General features: G+C 72.3%; 1 protein-coding gene (cut by a window edge). It reads right to left on the bottom strand.

The genetic code is table 11. The features are described 5' to 3' along the window. Positions 1-20,782, bottom strand: partial view of a hypothetical protein gene (locus EDD92_RS40725; protein WP_123968923.1) — the 5' portion only. The gene continues 7,193 nt to the left of window position 1, outside the view; only the first 20,782 of its 27,975 coding nucleotides appear in the window; its start codon is at positions 20,780-20,782; its stop codon lies off the left edge, out of view.

The raw sequence follows: 20,782 nt of genomic DNA, 5'->3' as shown, positions 1-20,782 counted from the left end.
CACGCGGCAGCACCGTCCGGTCCGGCACCACCTCACCCGCGACGTCCGCCAACTCCAGCCGCGAGGACGCCACAGAGGTGCCGGTCGCCGCGGTGTCCGTCCGCCGCAGCCGGTACCCGGCAAGCGAGGCGACACCGCGCACCGGCTCCTCCACCACCCGCACCACCGGATCGGCGGCAGGGGGCGGCACCTGATCCGTGAGGTCGCTCCCGGGTTCCTCGACGGGCAGGGTCCCGGCCTCGGCCTCGGACCCGTCGCTCGGCGCGGTGTCCTCCACGTCCTGCGTGCCGTCCTGCGTGCCGTCCGCGTGCTCCTCGGGCACGGTCGGCAGCACCGGCTGCCAAGTCCGCCCGCTGCGGTGACGCTCCCGTACGTCCCCGGTGCCCGGGGCGACTTCGTCGCCCGGCTCCGACAGCCCCAGTCGGTCCAGTCCCTCCTGGTCCACCACGACCAGGATGGGCTCGTCCGGCCCGGTGGTGATCGGTGCCCGCCACTCCTCGGGGAGTTTCTTGGCACGATAGGAGGGAGTGACCGTCCACCGGGGCGTCAGCCGTACCAGGTAGCGGGGGCCGGCATCGCCGTTCCCCTCGGGCCTCGGCTCCTTGCGGGTCGTCTCGCCGGTGACCGACGTCGGTTGCCCGTACGTCAGCCAGGTGCTGTACGCGTCCTCGCCCAGCACGAAGGACCGGTTCGCCGCAGTGTGGTCCTTGAGGTGGATCGTCGGTTCGCGCAGGTCGGCGTACCACATGGGGCCCGCTTCGCCGGCGCTCGTCCAGCTCGACTCTGCCTTCGAGGTGTCGGAGGCGGTGGTGGTCAGGGAGCCTTCGCGGATCGCCCGGACCACTTCCCGCGCCACCACGTCCGCCGTGAGGGTCACCTGCGCCAGTGCGTCCCCCGTGATCTCGACGACGTGCCCCCGCGGCGACATCGCGTCCGGCAGCTTCGACCGCAGCACCACGGCACCCGTGCGTGCCTGCAACTCGAAGCCCGCACGAGGACGCAGCACCGGCCGCCCCTCCCGGCCACCGAAGGCGAGATCGTCCAGGACCCTGCGGAGCCGGGGCGCGTCGAACGGGCGCACCAGCGCCTTCGTGGGCAGGCCCGCCTCGAGCCCGGCACCGCGCTGCCACTCCGCCAGCGAGCCGTGGACCGGCGCCGCCGCCGAGGGAGCCGCCTCCTCGGTCGGGGGCAGCACCTCCTCCGCGGGCACGGTGGAGCGCGCCGCACCCGGGAGGGTGAACTGCGCCGTCCACGAGCCGCCGAACGAGCGGCCGCCCGACTTCGGCATCCAGTCCGGCAGATACCTGCTGTAGTGCCCCGGACGCGCGTACGGGTACACGTCCATCGTCACCAGCAGGTCGTGGAGGAACTGCACCCCCTCCCCCGCCCCGGCCCCGAACACGGACCTGGAGCCCGACCGGGACGCGGAGCCGTCCGCGGACGCGGCCCCGGCCTCGGAGCTGCTGACCGACGCCGTGTGCTCCTTGGTCACCTCACTCTTCGCGGTCCATGAGTGGGCGCCGCCGACTCCGGCCATGAGCAGTGAGGCCGGACGGTGCGCCACGCCCGGATTGGCGATGGCGTACACGCCCCACGAAAGGGACAGGCCGGACTGGGTCGTGCCGGTCGTGCGCTCGGTCGTCTCCAGACCGTCCCGTGAGGTGTGGCGGGACAGCGTGGCGTGGTAGCGCCCCTCACCGAGCCTGGCCCGCAGCACCACCAGCTGCTCCACCTTGCCGAAGGGCGTGTCACCCGCCAGGAAGACCGGCCGCCCGCCGTTCAGCATCTCCTCGATCACCGTGCCGAATCCGGACGCGGGCAGCGACGGGCCCAGCACGTCGTGGATCAGCCTGTCGTTGATGCGGGCGAACTTCTCGACCCGCACCGCCCCTGTCCGCCCGTTCTCCACCGACCACTGGCCGAGCCGGCGTGCGATCTGCTGGACCAGCTCTCCGCCGGCCTCCAGCCGGTACAGCTCGACGCGCCCGCTGCCGCGGCCCGTGTTCGCCGGCGCCCGTACCGCCGGTATGTCCGGTGTTCCGGCCACCGCGGACGGTTCCTCCTGCGGCGCGTCCAGGGTGGGTTGTGCCGCCGGTGGGCTGCCGACGGGCTGCGGTTCGGCGTCCGCGTCGGTCTCGGCAGCCGCCGCGAGGTACCGCTCGGCGTCGTCGGCGACCAGCTTGGCGATGTCCTGCTCGGTCAGCTCGCCGATGCGGTGGATCTCGCGCGCCGGTACCCACAGGGTGACCGCGTCGGGCACCAGTGCCCAGGTCGACCGCTCGTCGGCCGGAGTCCGATGGACCATGGTCGCAAGGTCCTGCCAGGCCGCGTCCCTTCGCGTGCGCACCTCGTAGGTCACGTCGAAGGTGACCTGGTAACCGCGGTCGACCCACTCGTCGGCGGACATGGCCTCAGCGGCATGTGTGGTGGACGTGCCCTGTGTGTCGGCATAGCTCAGCGAGCCGCCGACCTCGGCGCCGACGTAGGTGTGGAGGTCGGTGAGCGGGGCCATGACTCCCCCGCCGAGCTTGCCCTTGACGGCCCACCCTCGCTGGGTGTCCGACGTCTGCTCGACCTGGCCGAAGCGCGTGCCGCCGAACGTGTGCTCCTCGTCGACCGCCATGATCCGGGGGTCGCCGAGCCGGGCCGACAGGTCCACGCGCGCCAGCAGTTCGCGGTTGCCCGCGAGTCCCGCCCGGTTGTGGCTCTTCAGGGTGACGGTGTCCTTGAATCCCACGGCCCGCTCGAACCCGGCCATGCGGGCCGCCGGACCGGTGAAGTTCTCCAGTACGTCCAGGGCGGCGTTGCGCTCGTTGATCTCGTCCGGTGTGCGCTCCAGCCAGTTCTTGCCCTGGTGCTGGTCGAACGCGGCCGGGGCACTGCCTAGCAGCGGCCGCCGGTAGAGCTCCCGCCAGCTCGTTCCGCGTGGCGCGGACAGCATCCCGGCCACCGTGCTCTGCAGGCCCGGGACCGGCTTGAGCGAGTCCAGCCGGTAACCGGCGGGCAGGTGTCCCTCGCGCTGGACGGGCCGCGGCGTGTCCCCTTCCCTCCACAGCGGGACGGACGGTTCGGCCGGCGCCTGCGACGACTCCGCGAGCGGCACCACGGTTCGCTCGGGGACCGCCACCTCGACGCGGCCGGGAATCGTCGCGGCCGCGTAGCCGGCGGCCGCGTCCGCCTCGCGCCACCGCGCCACCTCACCCGGCGCCGACCAGCGGCCACCCACCCGGACCTCGAAGTCGACCGGGAAGTCGAAGCGATGGATTCCCGTGCCGTCGCCCAGCGGCCGTTCGTCCCGCAGGCGCTGCGTCACCTTGCGGGTGACGACCTGGTTGTACTTGTACGCCAGTCCGCTTCCGAGGTACTCGACCTCGTCCGTCGGAGCGATGGACCCGGCGCCCGCCACCCCTACGGAACCGTCCTTCCGCCGGGTGACGGCGGTGTTCTGGGCGTGGCTCGCGGTGACGGTTCCGCTGAGCGTCACCTGCGCGCCGTCGCCCAGGTACCGGCCGTCCGCGAGCCGCAGTACGCCGCGGACGAAGACGTCCGGGGCGCCGCTGCGCCACGCGCTCAACGGGAACCGTACGCCGTCCCCGCTGTGCGCCACCTCCCGCGCGTGCTCCCGCAGGAAGGCGCGGAACTCCGTCGCCACGTCCGGCAGTCGGGCGGCGTCCAGCAGCCCTTCCGCCTCGAGACGGTGCAGAACCGGGCCGGCGATCTCGTCCACGGTCTCGTCCGTGAGCCGGTAGGCGGCGTCCAGCCGGTCCGCCACGGTGAACCGGCTCGCCCCCGCCGGCTCGGGGACGGAGGGCCGCGGCGTGGCGGCATCCTGGGATGCGGCGGCGGCATCGGCGGACACCGCGGTTTCCGTGGGGGCTTCTTCGAGCACTGCGGTTTCGGTCGTGGCGGTTTCGGTCGTGGCGTCTTCGGTCGCAATGTCGGTGGACACCGTGGTCCCGGTGTCGTCCGACGGCACCGCATCGTCGTGCTCCCGCGTCCACAGCGTCGCCACACCGCCGTCCACCCGCTGCGCCACGCCGTCGTGGCCGCCCACCCGGACGACGAGGGTGAACTCCGCCTGACGCTTGTGGATCGGTCCCTTGTACGTCTCCGCTTGGGTGCGTTCGCGCGTGTCGGAGACGTCGGTGACGCTCTTGGTCAGGCCGTAGCCCAGGACGACCGGACCGAGAACGCCGGTCGTGTGGGTGGTGTTGCCCACTCCCAGCGTGAGGCCGCCGCCCCAGCGCCGGGTCACTCCCTGCCCCCACGTGCTCTCCGCGCTGATCCGGTGGGTACGGGTGACCGTGCCGTCCGCCTCCGGCAGGTCCCGTACGACGATGTCCTTGGCGACGGCCACCGCGATCTGGGTCCTGCCCCAACGTCCCTTGAACGGGAAGGACTTGCGGACCACCTGACCGCCGAACAGCTCCGGCGCACGCCCTGAAAGCTGATCCAGCCAGGCGCGCAGTTCCCGCGCCACGGGATCGTTCACCCGGAAGGTGCCGCCCAGCGCGCCCTCCACGGCCTGGAAGACGCCGGGGCCGACGCCGGCGAACTCGGCGTGCAGCACCTCCTCGGTGCGCCGCTGCCCGGCTTCCTGCGCCACGTCGGGCAGCACGACGGTGTCCGCGGCGGGCTTGGGCCAGGCGAGGGTCACCGGTACGTGGACGACGTCCTCCCGGACCCTGGCGCTGCTCCAGGGCCAGCGGCCGGGCTTGCGCACCGAGACGCGGTACGTCACGGTGTGGCCGGCCTGCGCGACCGGTACCCCGGTCTCGACGACCTCCGTCTTCATGTCGCGCTTGGTCTTCGCGGACATGTTCGTGTCCCGGGCGTTGATCAACCCGGCGATCTTTCCGGCGATCTGCAGGAAGGGCAGCGGAATGCGGGCCGCCCGCGGTTCGAGGACCGGTTGCTGGCGCGTGACCGACGCGCCACGGTTCTCCGCAGCTCGGGTGCGGCTGAATCCGAAGTCGTCGGTGCCCGACGCCACCCCGTGCGGGGTGCCGAGGCCCACGGCCTCCACCACCACTTGCGGTCCGCCGTTCGCACGGGCGCTGAAGTCGACGCTGTATCCGCCGTCCAGGGAGCGGTGGAAGTTCTCCTTGAGCTGCTCGTCCGAGAAGGCGTTGTCGATCAGGGCGTACGCCGCGCGATCGGCGACGGCACGTCCGACCATCCGGACGATCGCGGTACGCACGTCGAAGCCGTCGATCTCACCGGTCACCTTGGGCCGGTCCGCCCGCGCCCGCCGCATCAGTTCGGCGGGGTCGAGCGGGTTGTCGCTCCGCCCGAGCACGTCCGCCAGGTCGGCCTGGGCGAACAGCTGGGTCAGCGTGTGCCCTCCGATGGTGTGCTGATGCGTGGCGGTGTGGGCCGTGTCCTGCGCGGCGGGCTGCTCCTGCTGTGCCTCGGCCGCGGGCACCTCCACCGCACCCGATGGCAGATCCGGCCCCACCCCGTCCACGTCATCCACCGACTCCGGCTGCGAGGACACCGCAGAAGCCCCGCCCGCCGCAACGTCCGTCCGCGGCGACCGAGACCCTGCAACGTCCGCACCGCCGTCCGGCGGCTCCTCCACCGCCCGCACGGCCGACTCGGTGTCCGGCTGCTGTACGCCGGGCCGCTCGAACAGCACTCGGGGCGCCTCCCCGTCCTGCTCCGCAAGCACCACGCGCACGTCGCCGCCGTCGGTGGCCTCCAGTACGGCGTGGTCGAACCGGCCGCCGGCGAGGGCGACCGTCCTGCCGTCGTCGCCGGCACGCAGGGCGATGCCGGCCTGGAAGTCGAACTTCCAGTGGGTGCCGGGGAGTTCATGGCTGCCCGGCGCTGCGACGGTCTCCTCCAGGCGGTGCCCCGTCTCGGCGTCGACCACGATCCGCTCCAGCGGCGACGCGCCGGACGCGGTGGGCAGCAGGGCCACCCTCTCACCACCCAGGTCCTCCACCCGGTGCAGCGTCGACGGCTCGCCCGTCGGGTCCAGCAGTCGGGGCTTCTCGCCCGGCCGCACCATGTCGAACCGCAGCTGTCCGAGCCCGTCGGCGAGCGGCTGGTCCTTGGCGATCACCCTGCCGTCGGCGAGGAAGTGCAGCCACCGGCCGCTGTCCTTCTCCAGGACGCTGAACGCCGCCTGGTGACGGTCTCGCAGGTCGCCGGGGGCCGCACGGACGGTGAACCGGTCCGCTGCCTCGGGGTCGCCGAGGAGTCGGTACCGCATCTCGATGCGGCCGTCCTCCTGCCGGACGTGGTCGACGGCCACCTTCAGACCGCGCAGCTCGCCGGACCCGAAGCCCGGGACGGCCTCGTGGTGGACGATCTCGTGCTGCTCGCCGGCGAACCGGGTGACCAGGCCCGTGGGCGTGTGAACGACTTCGTGGCCGTCGTCCACCGCGGTGATCGTGAAGTCCTGGTCCGAACGGTTCCGCCGCCGTGCGCCCAGGTGGTCGAGGAGTGCCTGACGCGCGTCGTCCACCGGGTCGTAGGCCGCGACCCCCGAGCCGCGCACCAGCTCGTCGGGGAACAGCCCCTCCGGGGTGACGTGCTCCCGCAGTTCCCGCTCCGTCAGCGGGCCCAGGTGACGATAACGCTCCCAGTTGTCCTGGTACCGGAAGCCCAGGGCACGGCGGGTGCCCGCCATGCGCGCCCATGCGTCGGCCCCCGCGAGAATCTCGTGCAGCGTGTGGTGACCGGCCGACAGCATGTCGCCGACGATGGCGAGCCGCAGCCATCTCAGGTCGATGTCCGCGTTCCAGACTCGGTTGGCGTAATAGGCCTCCTTCAGGAAGATCTGGGTCGTGCCGGAGATCCCGGACGCGACGAGTCCGCCGGTGCGCTGCGCTCCCGCGTGCAGCCCCTGACCGAACACCTTGTCGTCGAACGGCACCGGCTCACCGTCGTCGCCGACGGGCAGGAGGCGTATGCCGGTCTTCTCGGCCCCGCTCTTCCACGACGTCCCGCCCTCCGACCAGTCGGCCTCCCGCTCGCTCAGGGGGACCGTCTCCCGGTACGCGCCATGGGCCGGCTCCGGAACGGTGGGGTTCTTGTCCTCCCAGGGCTCCTCGGCGTCCTTGCCCTGCCGGATGTCCTCGAAGTCGATACCGAGGCTCTTCGGGATGACGTTGTTGTAGCTGCCGTTCATGAGGAAGCCCATGTGCTCACGGATGTTGCCGTGCCGCACGACCTCCTCCGCGCGATCCTCACCGGGGCCGACGGCACCGACCGATGTGGTGCGGTGGGTGGCGAACTTCGCCCGGTCTTCGGGGTCCGCGTGTTCCCAGGCCGCCTGTACGAACTTGTGGACCTCCCGCCGCACCTCGGGGTGCTGCACCAGGTAGGCACCGAGCCTGCGCTCGAAGCGCTCGGCCTCGCGCTGGAAGGCCAGCCGCTCCCGGTCGGCTCGGCTCGCGGCTGTCTGCGCGGCCACCTCCGCGGGGGCATGCACGCCGAAGTCCTCGGAGCGCAGCCAGGCGACGCTGTCGTTCATGCCGGGCCGCTCGAACAGGACGCGCCGGCCCTGGTCCTCACCTCCCGGCCGGATCACCCGGAGCCTGCCGTCGTCGGCGATCTCGAAAAGGCCGTGGTCGAGCCTTCCGTCCACGGACTCGCCGTCCTCGCGCAGCCGTACGGCCGTTCCGGCCTGGAAGTCGAGCTTCCAGTGCGTGTATCCGTGCAGTTCACCGCGCTCGCGCGGCGCGGCGACGGTCTCCTCCAGCACGCGCGCGTTCCCCGTGTCGACCACGAGACGGGCTTCCTCCCGCCCCGCGCTGTCCTGGCGGATCACCGCCGTCCGGCCGTCGCCCAGCTCCTGCGTCGTCACCACCAGGTCGCCGGTCAACGGCCCCGAGGGCCCGATGAGTTGCGGCTCCCGGTTCTCGCCGAGCCGCAGATACAGCGGTGCAAGGCCGTCAAGGACGTGCTCGCCGGCCGCCCCCGGATACAGCGGTATGTCCCGCGCCACCAGTCGCGCGCCGCGGCTGTAGTGGTGGCGTATGCCCTGGTGGGAGTCGGTGACGGTGAACTCGACCGCCGGATCATGTGCGAGGTCCGCGGGTGCCGGGCCGATGCCGAACCGCTCCAGCGCGGCTTCGGGGCCGTCCAGCGCGAGGTTCGGTCCCCCGGAGGTGTGCCGCACGACGAGCCGCACGTCGCCGAGGGCGGCGTCCCCGCTGCCCAGGAGCGGCAGTTTCTCGAAGCGCGGCCGGCCCCGCAGACTGAAGTCGTACTGCGCCCGGGCGTCGTTCGCCGCACCGGGCACCGCGACTTCCACGTTCAGGATGTCCGCCCGCGAGAACCGCACCGGCACGTCGATCCGCTCACCGCTGCTCCGGTCCACCAGACGCAGTGCCTCCGGCGCTCCCAGGGGCGCGTCGATGCGCACCGACCGGTCGCCGTCCGCAAGCCCGATACGGAAGCCGAAGGCTCCGGGACCGACCGGCAGCCGGCGGCCGTCCGCCATGACGTCGCCCAGCGGCGGACGTTCGAAGAGCAGCGTGGAGTCGGGTCCGCTGCTGAGCAGTCTGAGGTCACCCTCCTCCCCGGTGACCACCAAAGCGTCCGAGGAGCCGTCCGCGGTGACGGGACGCCCCGCCTCATCCATGCGCACCGCCCGGGCGCGCCGGTGGTCGATCTCCCAGAAGCCGGTGATCTTCCCCCGTCTGCCGTGGATCGCGACGGTCTCCTTCAGCAGCCGGCCGGTGCGACCGTCGACTTCCAACTGTTCTGTCGGGTCGGCCGGTGCTTCGGCGCGCACCAGCTTCACCCGGCCGCCGTCCAGCGGACTCGCGCTCCACTCCTGCGACGGCGTACGGTCCGCCTCCAGCAGCTCGGGGGCCTGGCCCGGGCGTGTCGCGTCGTACCAGAGTCGGCCCAGTCCACCCTCGATCCGGACCTGACGCTCCATCACGACACCGGTGGCGTCGACCGTGTAACGGTGGCCGTGGACGTCGTCGACGACCTCCAGCAGGCCCTCCTCGACTGCGGTCGTCCCGTTCGGGGATGCGGCATAGAACCGTGCGTTCGCCCCTTCTCCGCTCTCCCCCGCCAGATCGCTCCACAGCGAGTCCGACCCGTCCTGCTCGAACTCCCGGTGGACCACGAGCTTCACGGAGGCCATCTCCGAAGGCGCGTCCACCAGCCGGAACTCGCGCGAGGTCCACACCGGCCCGCCGTCGGCCAGCTCGAAGGTGGAGCGCAACCCGGTCGCGTCATGTACGGCGGCGATGCCGCCGTCCTCCAGCGAGGCGACGGTGAAGCCGTCGACGTGCGCCTCCTGCGACCGTTCGGACGCGTCGAGCCACTTCCGCGTCGCCTCGGCCGCGTCCTGGAGCAGCTGGTCGTAGGCGGCTTCCCGCTGCCCGGCCGCCCGGACGTAGTCACCGGCCTCCACGTCGGTCGCGGCCGACCGGGCCCTGGCGTCCAGGACCAACCGGTCCACAACGTCGAGGGTCTGCCGGGCCTCGTCGGAGCTGTGCTCGGAGCCGCTCTCGCGACTCGACGACTGTGGGGCAGCCTCGTCGGGGATCGGCGACTGCGTATGCGGCTCCTCGGGAACGGCGGCCGTCCCTTCGGAGCGCACCGTGGACACCGCCTCCTGCTCTGCGCCCGGCTCCGGCGCCCGCAAAGGCTCGGCCGTGGTCTCGGCAGGCTCGAGCAGCGCCCGGGAAGGCCCGTGCGGCACCGCCGTCCCGCCCACGGCGCGCGCCTCTTCGGGGGCCCGCGCCTCGCCGGGGCCCGCCCCGTCCTCGACGGCACGGGCCTGCTCCGCCGTACGCGCCTCATCCGGGATCACCGCGTCCTCGGCAGCAGACGCCTCCTCGGCGCCGTGCACCTGTTCCGGCGTACTCAGCTCTTCGGGAACCGTTGCTTCCCCGGCGGCAGGGACCTCGTCGGGCGCAGGCTCTTCCCCGGTCGAACGCCTCTGCTCCGGCGGACGCACCGCCCCGGGACGCGTCACCGCACCAACGGCAGGCACCTGCTCCGGCGCACGCACTTCCTCCGCAACCGCCGCCTCCGCAACGGCAACGACGTCGTCGGGCGCTTCCTGGACAACCGTCCCGTCCCCAGCCGACTGCGCCGCCCCCCGCCGGGGCGAGCTCGCCAAGAGGTCCGCCAGGGTCGTCCGGGGGTGGGTGATGGTGATGACCGCGCGGCGCAGGGCGCCCGCCCCGTCGGTGGCGCTCGTGCCGGGCGGGTAGTCGCGGCCACGTGACGTGACGACGACGCGGAAGTCGGCGGCGTTCAGTGTGGCGGGCGCCCCTGCCTCCGTCAGGTGCCTGCGGAGGCTTTCGGTGAAGGCGTCGGCCACCGCCTCGGCCCGTTCCTGGCCGCGCAGGACGGCCCTGCCGTAGTGGGGCCGCCCGAGTACGGTGCCGTTGCCGTGACCGCTGATCGACACGACGGGCAGCGGCCGTCCCCGCTCGGCGGCCGCCATGGCCTCCTGGGCCGTGCTCGCGGCGAGAGCCTCGATGGCCCGCACGGCCTCGGTGGTCAGCCGGTGCGATCCCCTGTCGAAGAGGATGTGCCGGGTGACCGGCCCGGGCTCCGGCATCTGCTGTGCCGCTCGGTCGAAGTGAGGTGCGTCGGTCCGGACGGGCCCGGGCCTGGAGCCCTGCGCGGTCGGGGCGGCCGCGACGGGGCCGTCCGCCAGGTCGGAGCGGCTGGAGACCGGGTCGAGGGCGAGCGTGCCGGGGCCGGTGAGGAGCGCCGTACGGGCGGGCGTCTCCTCGTTGCCGACCGCCCGGATCCGGTCCAGGGAGTCGAGGACCCGCGTCAGCTCCGGACCCGGCTGCTGCCCGCCCAGCGCCTCGGTGATCCGGCCGCGCATGCCGGTGGCGAAGGCGCGGTACTCGTCGTTCCTGGCTGGGAGGACGGTACTGTCGCCGACCTTGAACCGGTAGTCGTCGACTATCTCCTTACGGCGTTTGCTCAGTTCGCTGAGCGCAATGCGGACGTCGCGCGGCGAGTCCTCCCCCAGCGCGGCCGCGACGTGCTCGCCGAGGGCCTCGAAGCCGGAGCGGATCGCGAACCGCTCAGCCAACAGCTCACCGTGGACCCGGCCCAGTTGCCGGTCGGCGGTCCTGCGCTGGCCCCGCAGGGTGGGCTGCACCTCGGTGAGGCGGTAGTCCACCGGCCTCTCCGACGGGTTGCTGGTGAGGAACTGCTCGTACTCCTTGCAGAGGGTCTGCGCGATGCGCGCCTGGGAGGCCCAGAGGCTCACGTGGTCGCGGACGAACGCGTCGATGGCCGCCCGCTTGCCGGCACGGTCGTCGATGCCGTTCTTGAGGTGCTCGGGAGCGTGCTGGTCGAAGTACGCCTCCACCTGCTTTCTCGACAGGTACTTGTCACCGGGCTCGCGCAGCCCGGGGTTGTTGTAGTGGGCCGCGACGATCTCCCGGAGTGTCCTCGCGGTGGCCTCGTTCGTGACGGGACTGACGAAGCCGTTGCCCTCGGTGAAGACGGGGAGCCCGGGCATGCCCTCGTTCGGGACGCCGAGCCTGCCGCGGAGTTCGCCGATGGGCCGGACGTCGCCCCAGGAGCCGGGACGGCCCTGCGTCGGTCCGTCCGTGTAGGTGCGCAGCGAATGGGGCAGCGCCGTCCGGCGGAGCAGTTCGAGGGAGTGGGGGTTTCTGATGCCGAACTGGTTGGACGCGTAGGGCTTGTCGACGTTGAAATCGTCCATGATCTCGCCGGGCCCGTACGCGGAATCCCCGGCGTTGTGCTCGGTGACCGCGCCACGCGAGATCTCGTTGGCGATGTCGAGCGGCACGAGGAAGGACCGGATCATCGGCTCGGTCGCGCCCTGGGCCTTGTACTTGTCGATCCATTTGATCTGGCGCAAGGGCTGGCCGATGCTGACCCAGAAGACGCTCTCGGTGGGTTTCCTGGCGTCGTAGTTCGGGGTTCCGGTGTGGATCTGGACGACTCCGTTGGCGTCCAGACCGACGTCCTTGTACTGCGGTTTGTCGGCGCCCAGTTCGTCCCCGAACACGGCCGAATAGACGGTCACATACGGTTCGCCGTCGATGACGACGACCTCGGGGATGTCGCGGTGGACGAAGCCGGCCCCCCTGGGGGCCGTGACGCGGCTCGCGCTCACGTACTGCGCGCCGGGGACGGCCAGGGTGCTCCGGTCGGTGTCGAAGGCGTTCAGAGCCCGGTGGGCGGCGTTGACCGACTCGTCGGTGTACTGCGTGTCGGGCAGGGTGTCGATCAGCTGCCGCGTCTCGTGGACCCAGGCCGCCCGGCGCTGCGGAGCGACACCGTCCAGGAACGCGCCGATGCTCTGCCGCAGCTGATCGGGATCAGGGTGGGGCCTGACCACCAGGCGCTTCAGCTCGTCACGGAACCGCCCGAACCGCCGGTGTTCCGCGGGGTCACCGGGGGTCTGGCGGGCGCCCTTCGTCCTGGCCTTGGTCGACGAGGACTCCGTCAGAGGGTGGTCGCGTACGACCGGGCCGGAGTCCACGGCGTTCTCGATGGCGGCCAGGTATTCCTTCGGGACGCCCGAGGAGGGTGCCTCGACGACGTCGGCCATGATGCCGGTGCGGCTGGACTTCCCGGCGGTGTTGCGGAAGACCGAGTCCGCCGCGTAGTAGGTGTCCGGCAGGCCGATGAAGTGGCCGAACTCGTGCAGGCCCAGCAGGTCGTTGAGCTGCCGCCGCCGCGCCAGCTCGTCGGGGCGAAGCCCGGGGTGCTCGCTGTGCATGCGGAAGTGCAGCTGGTCGGAGCGGCCGGGCTCGGGCGACGTGCTGAGCTCGATCGCCTCGGGGTGGTCCGGGACGTGGCTGAGGTTGAGATCGATGTGGAGCTGATCGCCGGAACGGGGAAGCCGCAGGCCGGTGTTGAAGTGGTCGTCCAGCGTCTGCCGCCAGCGGGCCTCGTACCGCGGAAGCATGTCCTGGTGGAAGCCGTCGCCGAACCGCACCGGCAGGTGCAGGTTCAGGTTGCGCACCCAGCGGCCGTCGTCGGCCTGGATCCGGCGCACCCACGCCCGGATGAGGGTGCTGCTGCCGGGCAGCGTGCCGTCGCCGGCCGGCCGGCCCCGCTCCGGATCGAAGCGCTCGGTCCGAAGTTCGCTGCCGACGGCGTCTGCCCGGCGGTGCCGCCACTGCTCGGGTCGTACCGGATCCGTCGCCGGGAACACGAGTGCCTGCGACGGACGACTGAGGTCGCTCTGTACGGCCGATGCCCCCGCCGGTGCCTGCGAAGTCCGCTGTCCCCCGGTGCCCAGGAGGCTCTCGAGCGTCGCGCCCTCGCGCCGGCCCCTGGCCAGCCGCTCGGCCAGCATCACGCCCTCGACGCTTCCCCGGCGGGGACCGCCGTGCAGGTGGATCTCCTGCGCCACCCGCATGGTGTGCCAGTACTGCTCGGGATCGCGCCGGAGCAGCGCCGGACTGATCAGGCGGTGCCCGACCAGGGGAGGCAGGGGCTCGTCGACCACCGTGTCGAACCGGTTGTAGGTCCGGGTGATGAAGACGGCGCTGTCCCAGAGGGTGTGGGACTTCGAGATCGTCATCTCGGCCAACTGCTGTGCGAACCGCCGCAGTTCCTCGGGTACCTCCACCGGCGCCGACACCTGCGTCCCGGGGGCCGTGGCGGACCTCGCCCGCTCCAGGATCTGTTCGACCTCCTGGGTGGTGACCGGCCGTCTCACCTCGGTGTTGACGGAGGTGGGGTCGAACGCGGGGTTGGACTTCCACTTGCCCCTGAGGTGGCTGCCCTGCGCGTCCTTGATGTGCTGCGCCCGTCTGATGAACTGCGGGCGGACACCACCGGGGAACGCGATCTCGTGCTCTTGGGTGTGCGGGTTTCCGACCTCCGCGCGTTGCGGTTCATGACCGAGCTCATCGCCCTGTTCGTCGAACCGGTGGTCCTTCAGCGTCTCGTTGACGTCTATGCCACCCGGCGCGTGGATCTCGTACCTGAATTTCGCGGGGTGGGTGTAGTTGTCGTCCTTCGATGTGCTGACGAACATCGAAGGGCCCCACGCGACGACGTACTGCGCCAGGTTGGCCCTCTCGGTGCCCTTGGCCTCGAAGCCCTGCTTGAAGACGACCTTCGGCGGCCTGAGGTCGTAGCGCCACAAGGGTTCGTACGAATCGCGCCATACGACGCCCTCCGGACGCAGACCCGACAGATCCAGCGTGCGGTCGACGGCCGCCGCGAGCCGGTCCGGCACGATCAGCGACTGGTCGCGCAGCGCTCCGTCCTCGTCGAAGTCCCAGCGCAGCCGCGTCTCCTCCTGCCCCGGCACCGGGAGGGTCACCGCCACACCGCCGTGACCGCCGCGCCGGATGTCCGCTCCCGGTACCAGCGAACCGTTGCTGTCGACCAGTCGCGGTGCGGTGTCCACACCGGACGGTGTGTCGAACCGCGCGACGTGGCCGGTGCCCGGCAGCGGCACGTCCCGGTGCGTGAAGTCGCCGTCCGCGGTGAAGTGCAGTTCTCCTCCGGTGCCGGTGACCATGAACCCTCCGTCCGGGCCGGACCGCACCGCGTGGCCGGGCAGCCGCAGACCGTCGGGGCCGACGAACTCCAGTCGATCCGGGATTCCGGAGGCGGCGTCACCCGCGGCCCGCGTGATCCGCGCCTCCTGCTCCGACAACGCCCCGGCTCCGCGCAGCGGCAACACCTGCCGCGGCGTCCTTGCGTCGGACGCCGAGGTCGAGCCCTCCCCGGACGAGTGGACCTCGGCAGGGGTGCCGGGGACGTCAGCCCGCTGTGCCGCAGGCGTTGCGGACTCGTCGGTCGGGGTCGCGCCGTCGGCCTGGCGGGTCCGGTCCGCGGTCGCGGCCTCTGCAGCACCGCCCCGCAGGCTCTCCCGCACGGCGCCGACGCCGCGCTGTGCGGCCAGGTCCCTGGCCGCGGCCTCGGCCCGGATCTCCCGGTCCGGCGCACCCTCGTTCTGGTGCAGTGCCTGCGCCACCCGCATCGTCGCCCAGTACTGCTCCGGGGCGCGCTCCAGCAGGCCTCCGGAATTCTCGTCGATCGTGAGCCGGAACGGGAAGTGCTCCGCGGTGATCCGCGACGCCTCGGCCCAGAGCTGACGGGCCTTCGGCTCGCTCAGCTTGCCGAACTGCTGCTCGGCGAACTGGCTCAGCGATGCGCCGGGCTCGACGTCGCGGACGCCCTGATCCGTCGTGTCGTCCCGCACGTCCTGAGCGGCGGCAACCGTCTGCCGCTCGCGCCGCTCGCGCTCGGAGGCCTCTCTTTGCGCAGCTGCCTCGGCTTGCGGAGCATTCTTGGCCTGCGCAGCTGTCTCCACCTGCAGACCTGTCTCGGCCTGCGACACCGCGGGCGGCTGCGCTGCTTCCAGCCGGGAGACCATCCGCTGGGCCGCGTCCGGGGTGGGTACGGCGTCCTGCGCGTCGTGGGGCGCGGCCTGCTGTTCGGGGGCGCGGACCGGGGACCGGGGGTCGTCCGGGGCCGAGGAGGTCGCCGGTTCCTCCACGGCGGCCGCGGGTGCGGTGTCGGTGGTGTTGTCGGGTGTGGTGTCGTCGCCGACGGCCCGGAGGGGGGCCGTCTGCGCTTCGTCCAGCGTGGTGCCGAATGTGTTCTCAAGCCCGTCCGACACCACCGGCCCCGGAACATCCGCCGTCCGCGGCGTCGCCGGTCCGCCGGGCTTGGCGGCCGTGCCGGGGCCGTCGGCCACGGTCTGTTCCTTGGACAGCGCCCGCGGACGCTCCGGCTCGCCGGACCTTGCGGCCGCGTGCGGAGCGGACGCCGCCGAGTCCGGCGACTCCCGGCCGTCCGTCCGGCCCGGTCGGGACGCGGGGGCGTCGGCGGCGGTCCGGCCTGTCCGTACTCCGGTGCCTGAGCCGACACCACCATCCGTGCCCGTGCCCGCGCTGGTGCGGCCCGGGTCGCCGCTGCCCGTACGGCCGACGACTGGCACCACCGTGGCGCCGCTGTGGGAGTCGGCCTGGGCGGTGTCGGAAAGGCCAGTGTCGGAAAGGCCAGTGTCGGAAAGGCCAGTGTCGGCAAGGGTGTTGCGACCGCCCACACGGCCGTCGTCCGCCACTCCCGTCCTTCCGGCATCACCGTCGGTGACCGCCCGCTCCGCCGCGGGCGAGGACACCGGCGGGCTGCCAGGCGCGGGTGCCCGGTCTGCCTCGGAGAGCTTCCGGGAAGGCGGGGCGGCGTGCTCCGCAAGCCGGCCGGGTTCAGTGCTCTGCGCCGTCGGCGCGGCGGGATGCTCCGTCGGACCGGTGGCCTGCTTCGTCTGCCCGGTGGCGTGCTCGGGCTGCGTTGCCGAGGTGTCGTGGGCGGGCGCCAGGGCCGCCGCGTCCTGCTGCTCGTGCGTCGCCGAGGTGCCGCGGGCAGGCGCCGGGGCCGCGTCCTGCTGCTCGTGCATCGCCCAGGTGCCGCGGGCTGACGCCGGGCCCACGTCCTGCTGCCGGTGCATCGCCGAAGTGCCACCGGCAGCCGCCGAGCCCACGTCCTGCTGCCCCTGCGTCGCCGAAGTGCCACCGGCAGCCGCCTGGGCCGCGTCCTGGTGCTCGATCTCCGCGAGTGTCCTCTCGAGGTCCGAGACCTGCGGGACACGCGAGGGCATGGTCGCCCGGTCGACGCGTGGGTCGGAGACCGGCGCGGGCGGCAGCTCAGTGTCGGCGGCGGGGCGGGGCCGCTGGGCCTGGGTGACGTCGGACCCAGGCCGGGGTGCGGACGGTTCGACATGCGGCGGGCGCGCCTGCGAGGACGTCTCCTTGTGCCCCTGTCCCGTCGGCGCATCGCCCGGACGCCCCAAGGGACTCAGCGGCGCGCCCGGCAGTCCCTCGATCTCGGAGGCGATCCGGTCGGGCGCCTCGTGGGACAACGGCACATGCTGCACGTCCCCGGCGGGGTGCAGCTCGGGCGGGACCGTCGCATCGGGCCTGGCGCCGCTGCCCGGCATGTTCCGCATGTCCGGCAACGGATCGGGCCGGCCGACGGTCGACGGCTCCAGCCAGGTAGCCGGCACACTCGGCGGGGCCTCCGGCTCGACGGTGTGGATGCTCGGCAGAGCGTCCGGCTCGACGACGTGAGTGCTCGGCACGGACTCCGGCCTGCCAGTTGGCACATCGGGCAGACCGTCCAGCCCGTCGGTGTGGATGCTCGGCAGGACGTCCGGCCCGACAGCATGCGTGCCGGGCATGGCGTCCGGCTCGACGGCCGGGGCGCTCGGCACGGACTCCGGCCCGACGGTGGGCACATCGGGCACACGGTCCAGCCTGTCGGTGTCGATGCTCGGCAAAGCGTCCGGCTCGACAGCATGCGTGCTCGGCAGCGCGTCCGGCTCGACAGCGTGAGTGCTCGGCCTGCCGGTGGGCACATCGGGCAGCCCGTCCAGCCCGTCGGTGGGGCGGGCGGTCCGCAGGGGCTCGGGCGTGGTCGTGGGGGTGCTGGGCAGGTCGTCGAGCTCGTCGAGAGTGAACGGGACGTGCTCGTCCGGCTCCTGGTGCAGGAACTGGTGGTCCTGCTCGGACTGCTTGGAGATGCCCTCCTGGACGAGTCGGTCCAGCCGGCTCCCGGAGCCCGTACCACCGGACTCCGTTCCGCCGCGACCGGACCCGGCACCGGGGCGGTCCGAGCCCGGTGCCGGGTGGTCGATCTGCTGCTGGAGTTCGTGGCGCAGCGCGGCGGTGTTCTCGTCGGGGGTGCGCGTCGTGGCCAGTCTCTGCTCCGCCTGGTCCAGTTGCCGCCGGGTCTCCCCCACGGCCTCCTCCGGCGCCCCGGATCGGCGCTCCTGGGTGAGTTGGTTGCGAAGGCGGCCGACTTCCTGCTCGTGGGCGCGGACCTGCGCCAGCCGCTGCTGCTCGTCGACCTGGCGCTGCTGCTCCCGCTCGCCGAGATAGTCGTTGAGCTGCTGTTCGGCGGTCCGCGCCTCCTGCGGGCTGCCCGCCGCCTCCATCCGCCGTATCAGCTCGGCCTCGCGCGGGTCCTGATGCGACCCGTCGCCGCGCAGCGCCTCGAACCGCCGCATGAGGTCCGCGTGGGCCGCCGCAGCAGCCGACCCTGCACCGTCACCGCCCTGCTGACGCAGCCGTTCCTCCAACTGCCGTGTCTGCTCTTCGATCTGACGGTCCGTGTACTGCTTGAGCTCCTGCTGGGCCTGGCGGGCCTCCTCCGGTGTCCGGGCGCTCTCCACCTGGCGTACAAGGTCCGCGCGGTGGGCGTCCGCCTCCGGCGCGCCGCCCGGGTTCAGCACCGTACGCAGCTCGGCCATCCGCCGCTCCACCGGCGTCCAGTTGTTGAACCTCGCCTGCGCGTCGAGCGCCTGCCTGCGCTCCCGCGGCGTCGTCGCGACATCGACCCGATGCTGCAGGACTTCCTGCTGGTGCACGCCCAGCTCGTGGATGACCCGGGATCGCTCCTGCGGGCTCGCCGCGGCGTCGAGCCGCTGCCGCAGCTCGACCTCGCGCGGATCCTGCGGCGTAGTGCCGTTCAGGCGGTCGATCCGCCGCAGCAGGTCCTCGTCCGCCGCCTGCGTCCGGGCGTCCTCCTGCGTGTGCAGGCGCTCGGCGAACGTGTGCTGCTGCTCCTGGATCTGACGGTCCGTGTACTCCTTGAGCTCCTGCTGCGCCTGGCGCGCCTCCTCCGGCGTCCGGGCGTTCTCCACCTTCTGCACCAGCTGCTCGCGCTGCGGGTCCTCGGCGGGCAACAGCCCCTCGCGCAGGGCGTCGAGCTGCCGCTCCTGCGGCGCCGACTGGTTGTGCGCGACCAGGTCACGGAGCGCCTGCTCGTGTTCCTCCGGCGTGTAGGCGTCCAGCACCCGCTGCAGCAGCTCCTGCCCGCGCGCGTCAGGCAACGCCCGTTCGCGCAGCGCCTCCAGCCGCTGCTCCAGCTTGGTCTCGGCCGCGCCCTGGCGCACGTCGTCGAGCCGCCGCTGCATGTAACGCTGGTCCTGGAACTCCCGCAGCCCCTCACGGGCCTGCGCCGCCTCCTGCGGCGACTGCGCCGACTCCTCCACCGCGATCGTCCGGCGCCGCATGATGTCGGACTCGGGGTCGGACTGCGCCAGCCGGTCCAGACGCTGCTGCATCTGCTGGTGCCACTGCAGGTCCTTCTGCAGCGCCTCCCGCACCGTCGGGTCGCTGACCGTGGCGATCTCCCGGCGAAGCTGCTCCACTCCCGAGTCGAAGGTGCGCGCGCCGTTCCCGGAGACCACCTCGACCGGAAGATGACGCTCGACGAAGTCGGTGTACTCCTTCAGCCGGCTGTCCAACAGGACCGGATCACCCGTCCGCTGCGCCCGTTCGACGGCGTCCACCTGGGAACGCCAGGCGCCCTCCTCCACCCCCAGCTCACGCAGCCGGGAGAACCCGCCCTGGACATGGGTACGGAAGTCCGACAGCCGCTGGTCGAGAATGCCGTGCTCGACCGCCGTACGGAAGTTGTGCAGACGCCGGGCTGCCTCAGCCCAGTCGCCCGACTTGGCCGCCTCGCGCACCGCGTCGGCCTGCCGTCGCCACTGCGTCTCGGGCAGCCCGGCCGTCCGCGCGACCGTGCTGAGCGCGTCGACACGGTTGCGCACCTGCTGCGGCAGCGGATCCCGCCTCCCGGTCGGAGCGGAAGGAAGGTCCGCGACCAGCGCGCGCGGCGACGGGTCCGGCAACGCGGACACGTCGAACGGCTTCGGCGCGTCCGGCAGATCCAGGTGTTCCTCGGCGGGACGCTGCCCGGTCGCGTCCGGCGACGCGTTCGGGGACGGGTCCGGCGACGCGTTCGGGGACGGGTCCGGCGACGCGTTCGGGGACGGGTCCGGCACGGCGGACGCATCGAACGGCTTCGGAACGTCCGGCAGATCCAGCTGCTCCTCGGCCGGGCGCTGCCCGGTCTCGTGCTCTTCGGGCACCTCCCCAGGCACCTGCCCCGAAGCCTCTTCGGGCGGCGACAGCGGGTGCTCGGGGGTGCCCGGTTCGACCTCGCTCTCCAGACCGTGCTTGAGCGCCTCCCCGAACGACTTGTCGACCGTGGGCACCTCGATGTGGTCCGGCGCCTTCCGGCCGTGCAGGGTGTGGCCGTGGGCGATGGCCCCGCCCAGCGCTCCGGCCGCGGCGCCCAGCCCGAGGTCCTGGCCGGCGTCGAATATGAGATTGGATGCCTCGGCCGTGCCGAGACCGGTCAGAGCGCCTTCGACGGCATTGCCGAGCAAGGACTTGGAGAACCCCGGCGCCAGGTGGCGCATGAGCTGCCCCATCCCGCCGCCGACGAGCCCACCGAGGGCCCCCATCTCCGCCGCGCTCTTGGTGGCGTTCCAGTCCCAGTGGGTGCGGTCGCCCTTCAGGAACTGGAGGACCTGCACCGCGACGTCCATGCCGACCTGCATCACGATCGAGGTGATGACCGCGATGAACAGCTCGCGCAGGATCGTCTGAACCGCGAACCGACCCATCGTGACCACGGCCGGAACCGCCGCCGCGCCGAACCCAGTGGCCGTCAGATACGCGATTTCCGCAGCCATCCACGCCAGTTGCAGGATGATCATGTACTTCGCGTACTCGATCTCCAGCGCGATCTCCTGCGCCATCTCCCCGAGTTGCGCGGCCGACGTGGCCATCACGGGCAGCGTCGAACTCAATTGGTTGACGAACTGTCCGAATTGCTCCGCGGGAGCCCCGGCCAGACTCTCGAACGTCGCGGCGGTCGCCGGATTGAGCTCACCGAGCAGCTGGTTCAGCTCCTGGGCCGTCGAGTTCCACACCGCACCCAGTTCGGCGAGGTGATCCTCGTTCCCGGTCGGAAACTCCTGACCGACGGTAATCTTGGCGAAAGGCTGCAATTCCGGCGGAATCATCATGCTCAT

The organism is Streptomyces sp. TLI_185 (assembly GCF_003814765.1).
GTDB lineage: Bacteria > Actinomycetota > Actinomycetes > Streptomycetales > Streptomycetaceae > Streptomyces.
The sequence above is the reverse complement of the archived record's forward strand: the minus strand, read 5'-3'. Positions and strand labels throughout refer to the sequence as shown.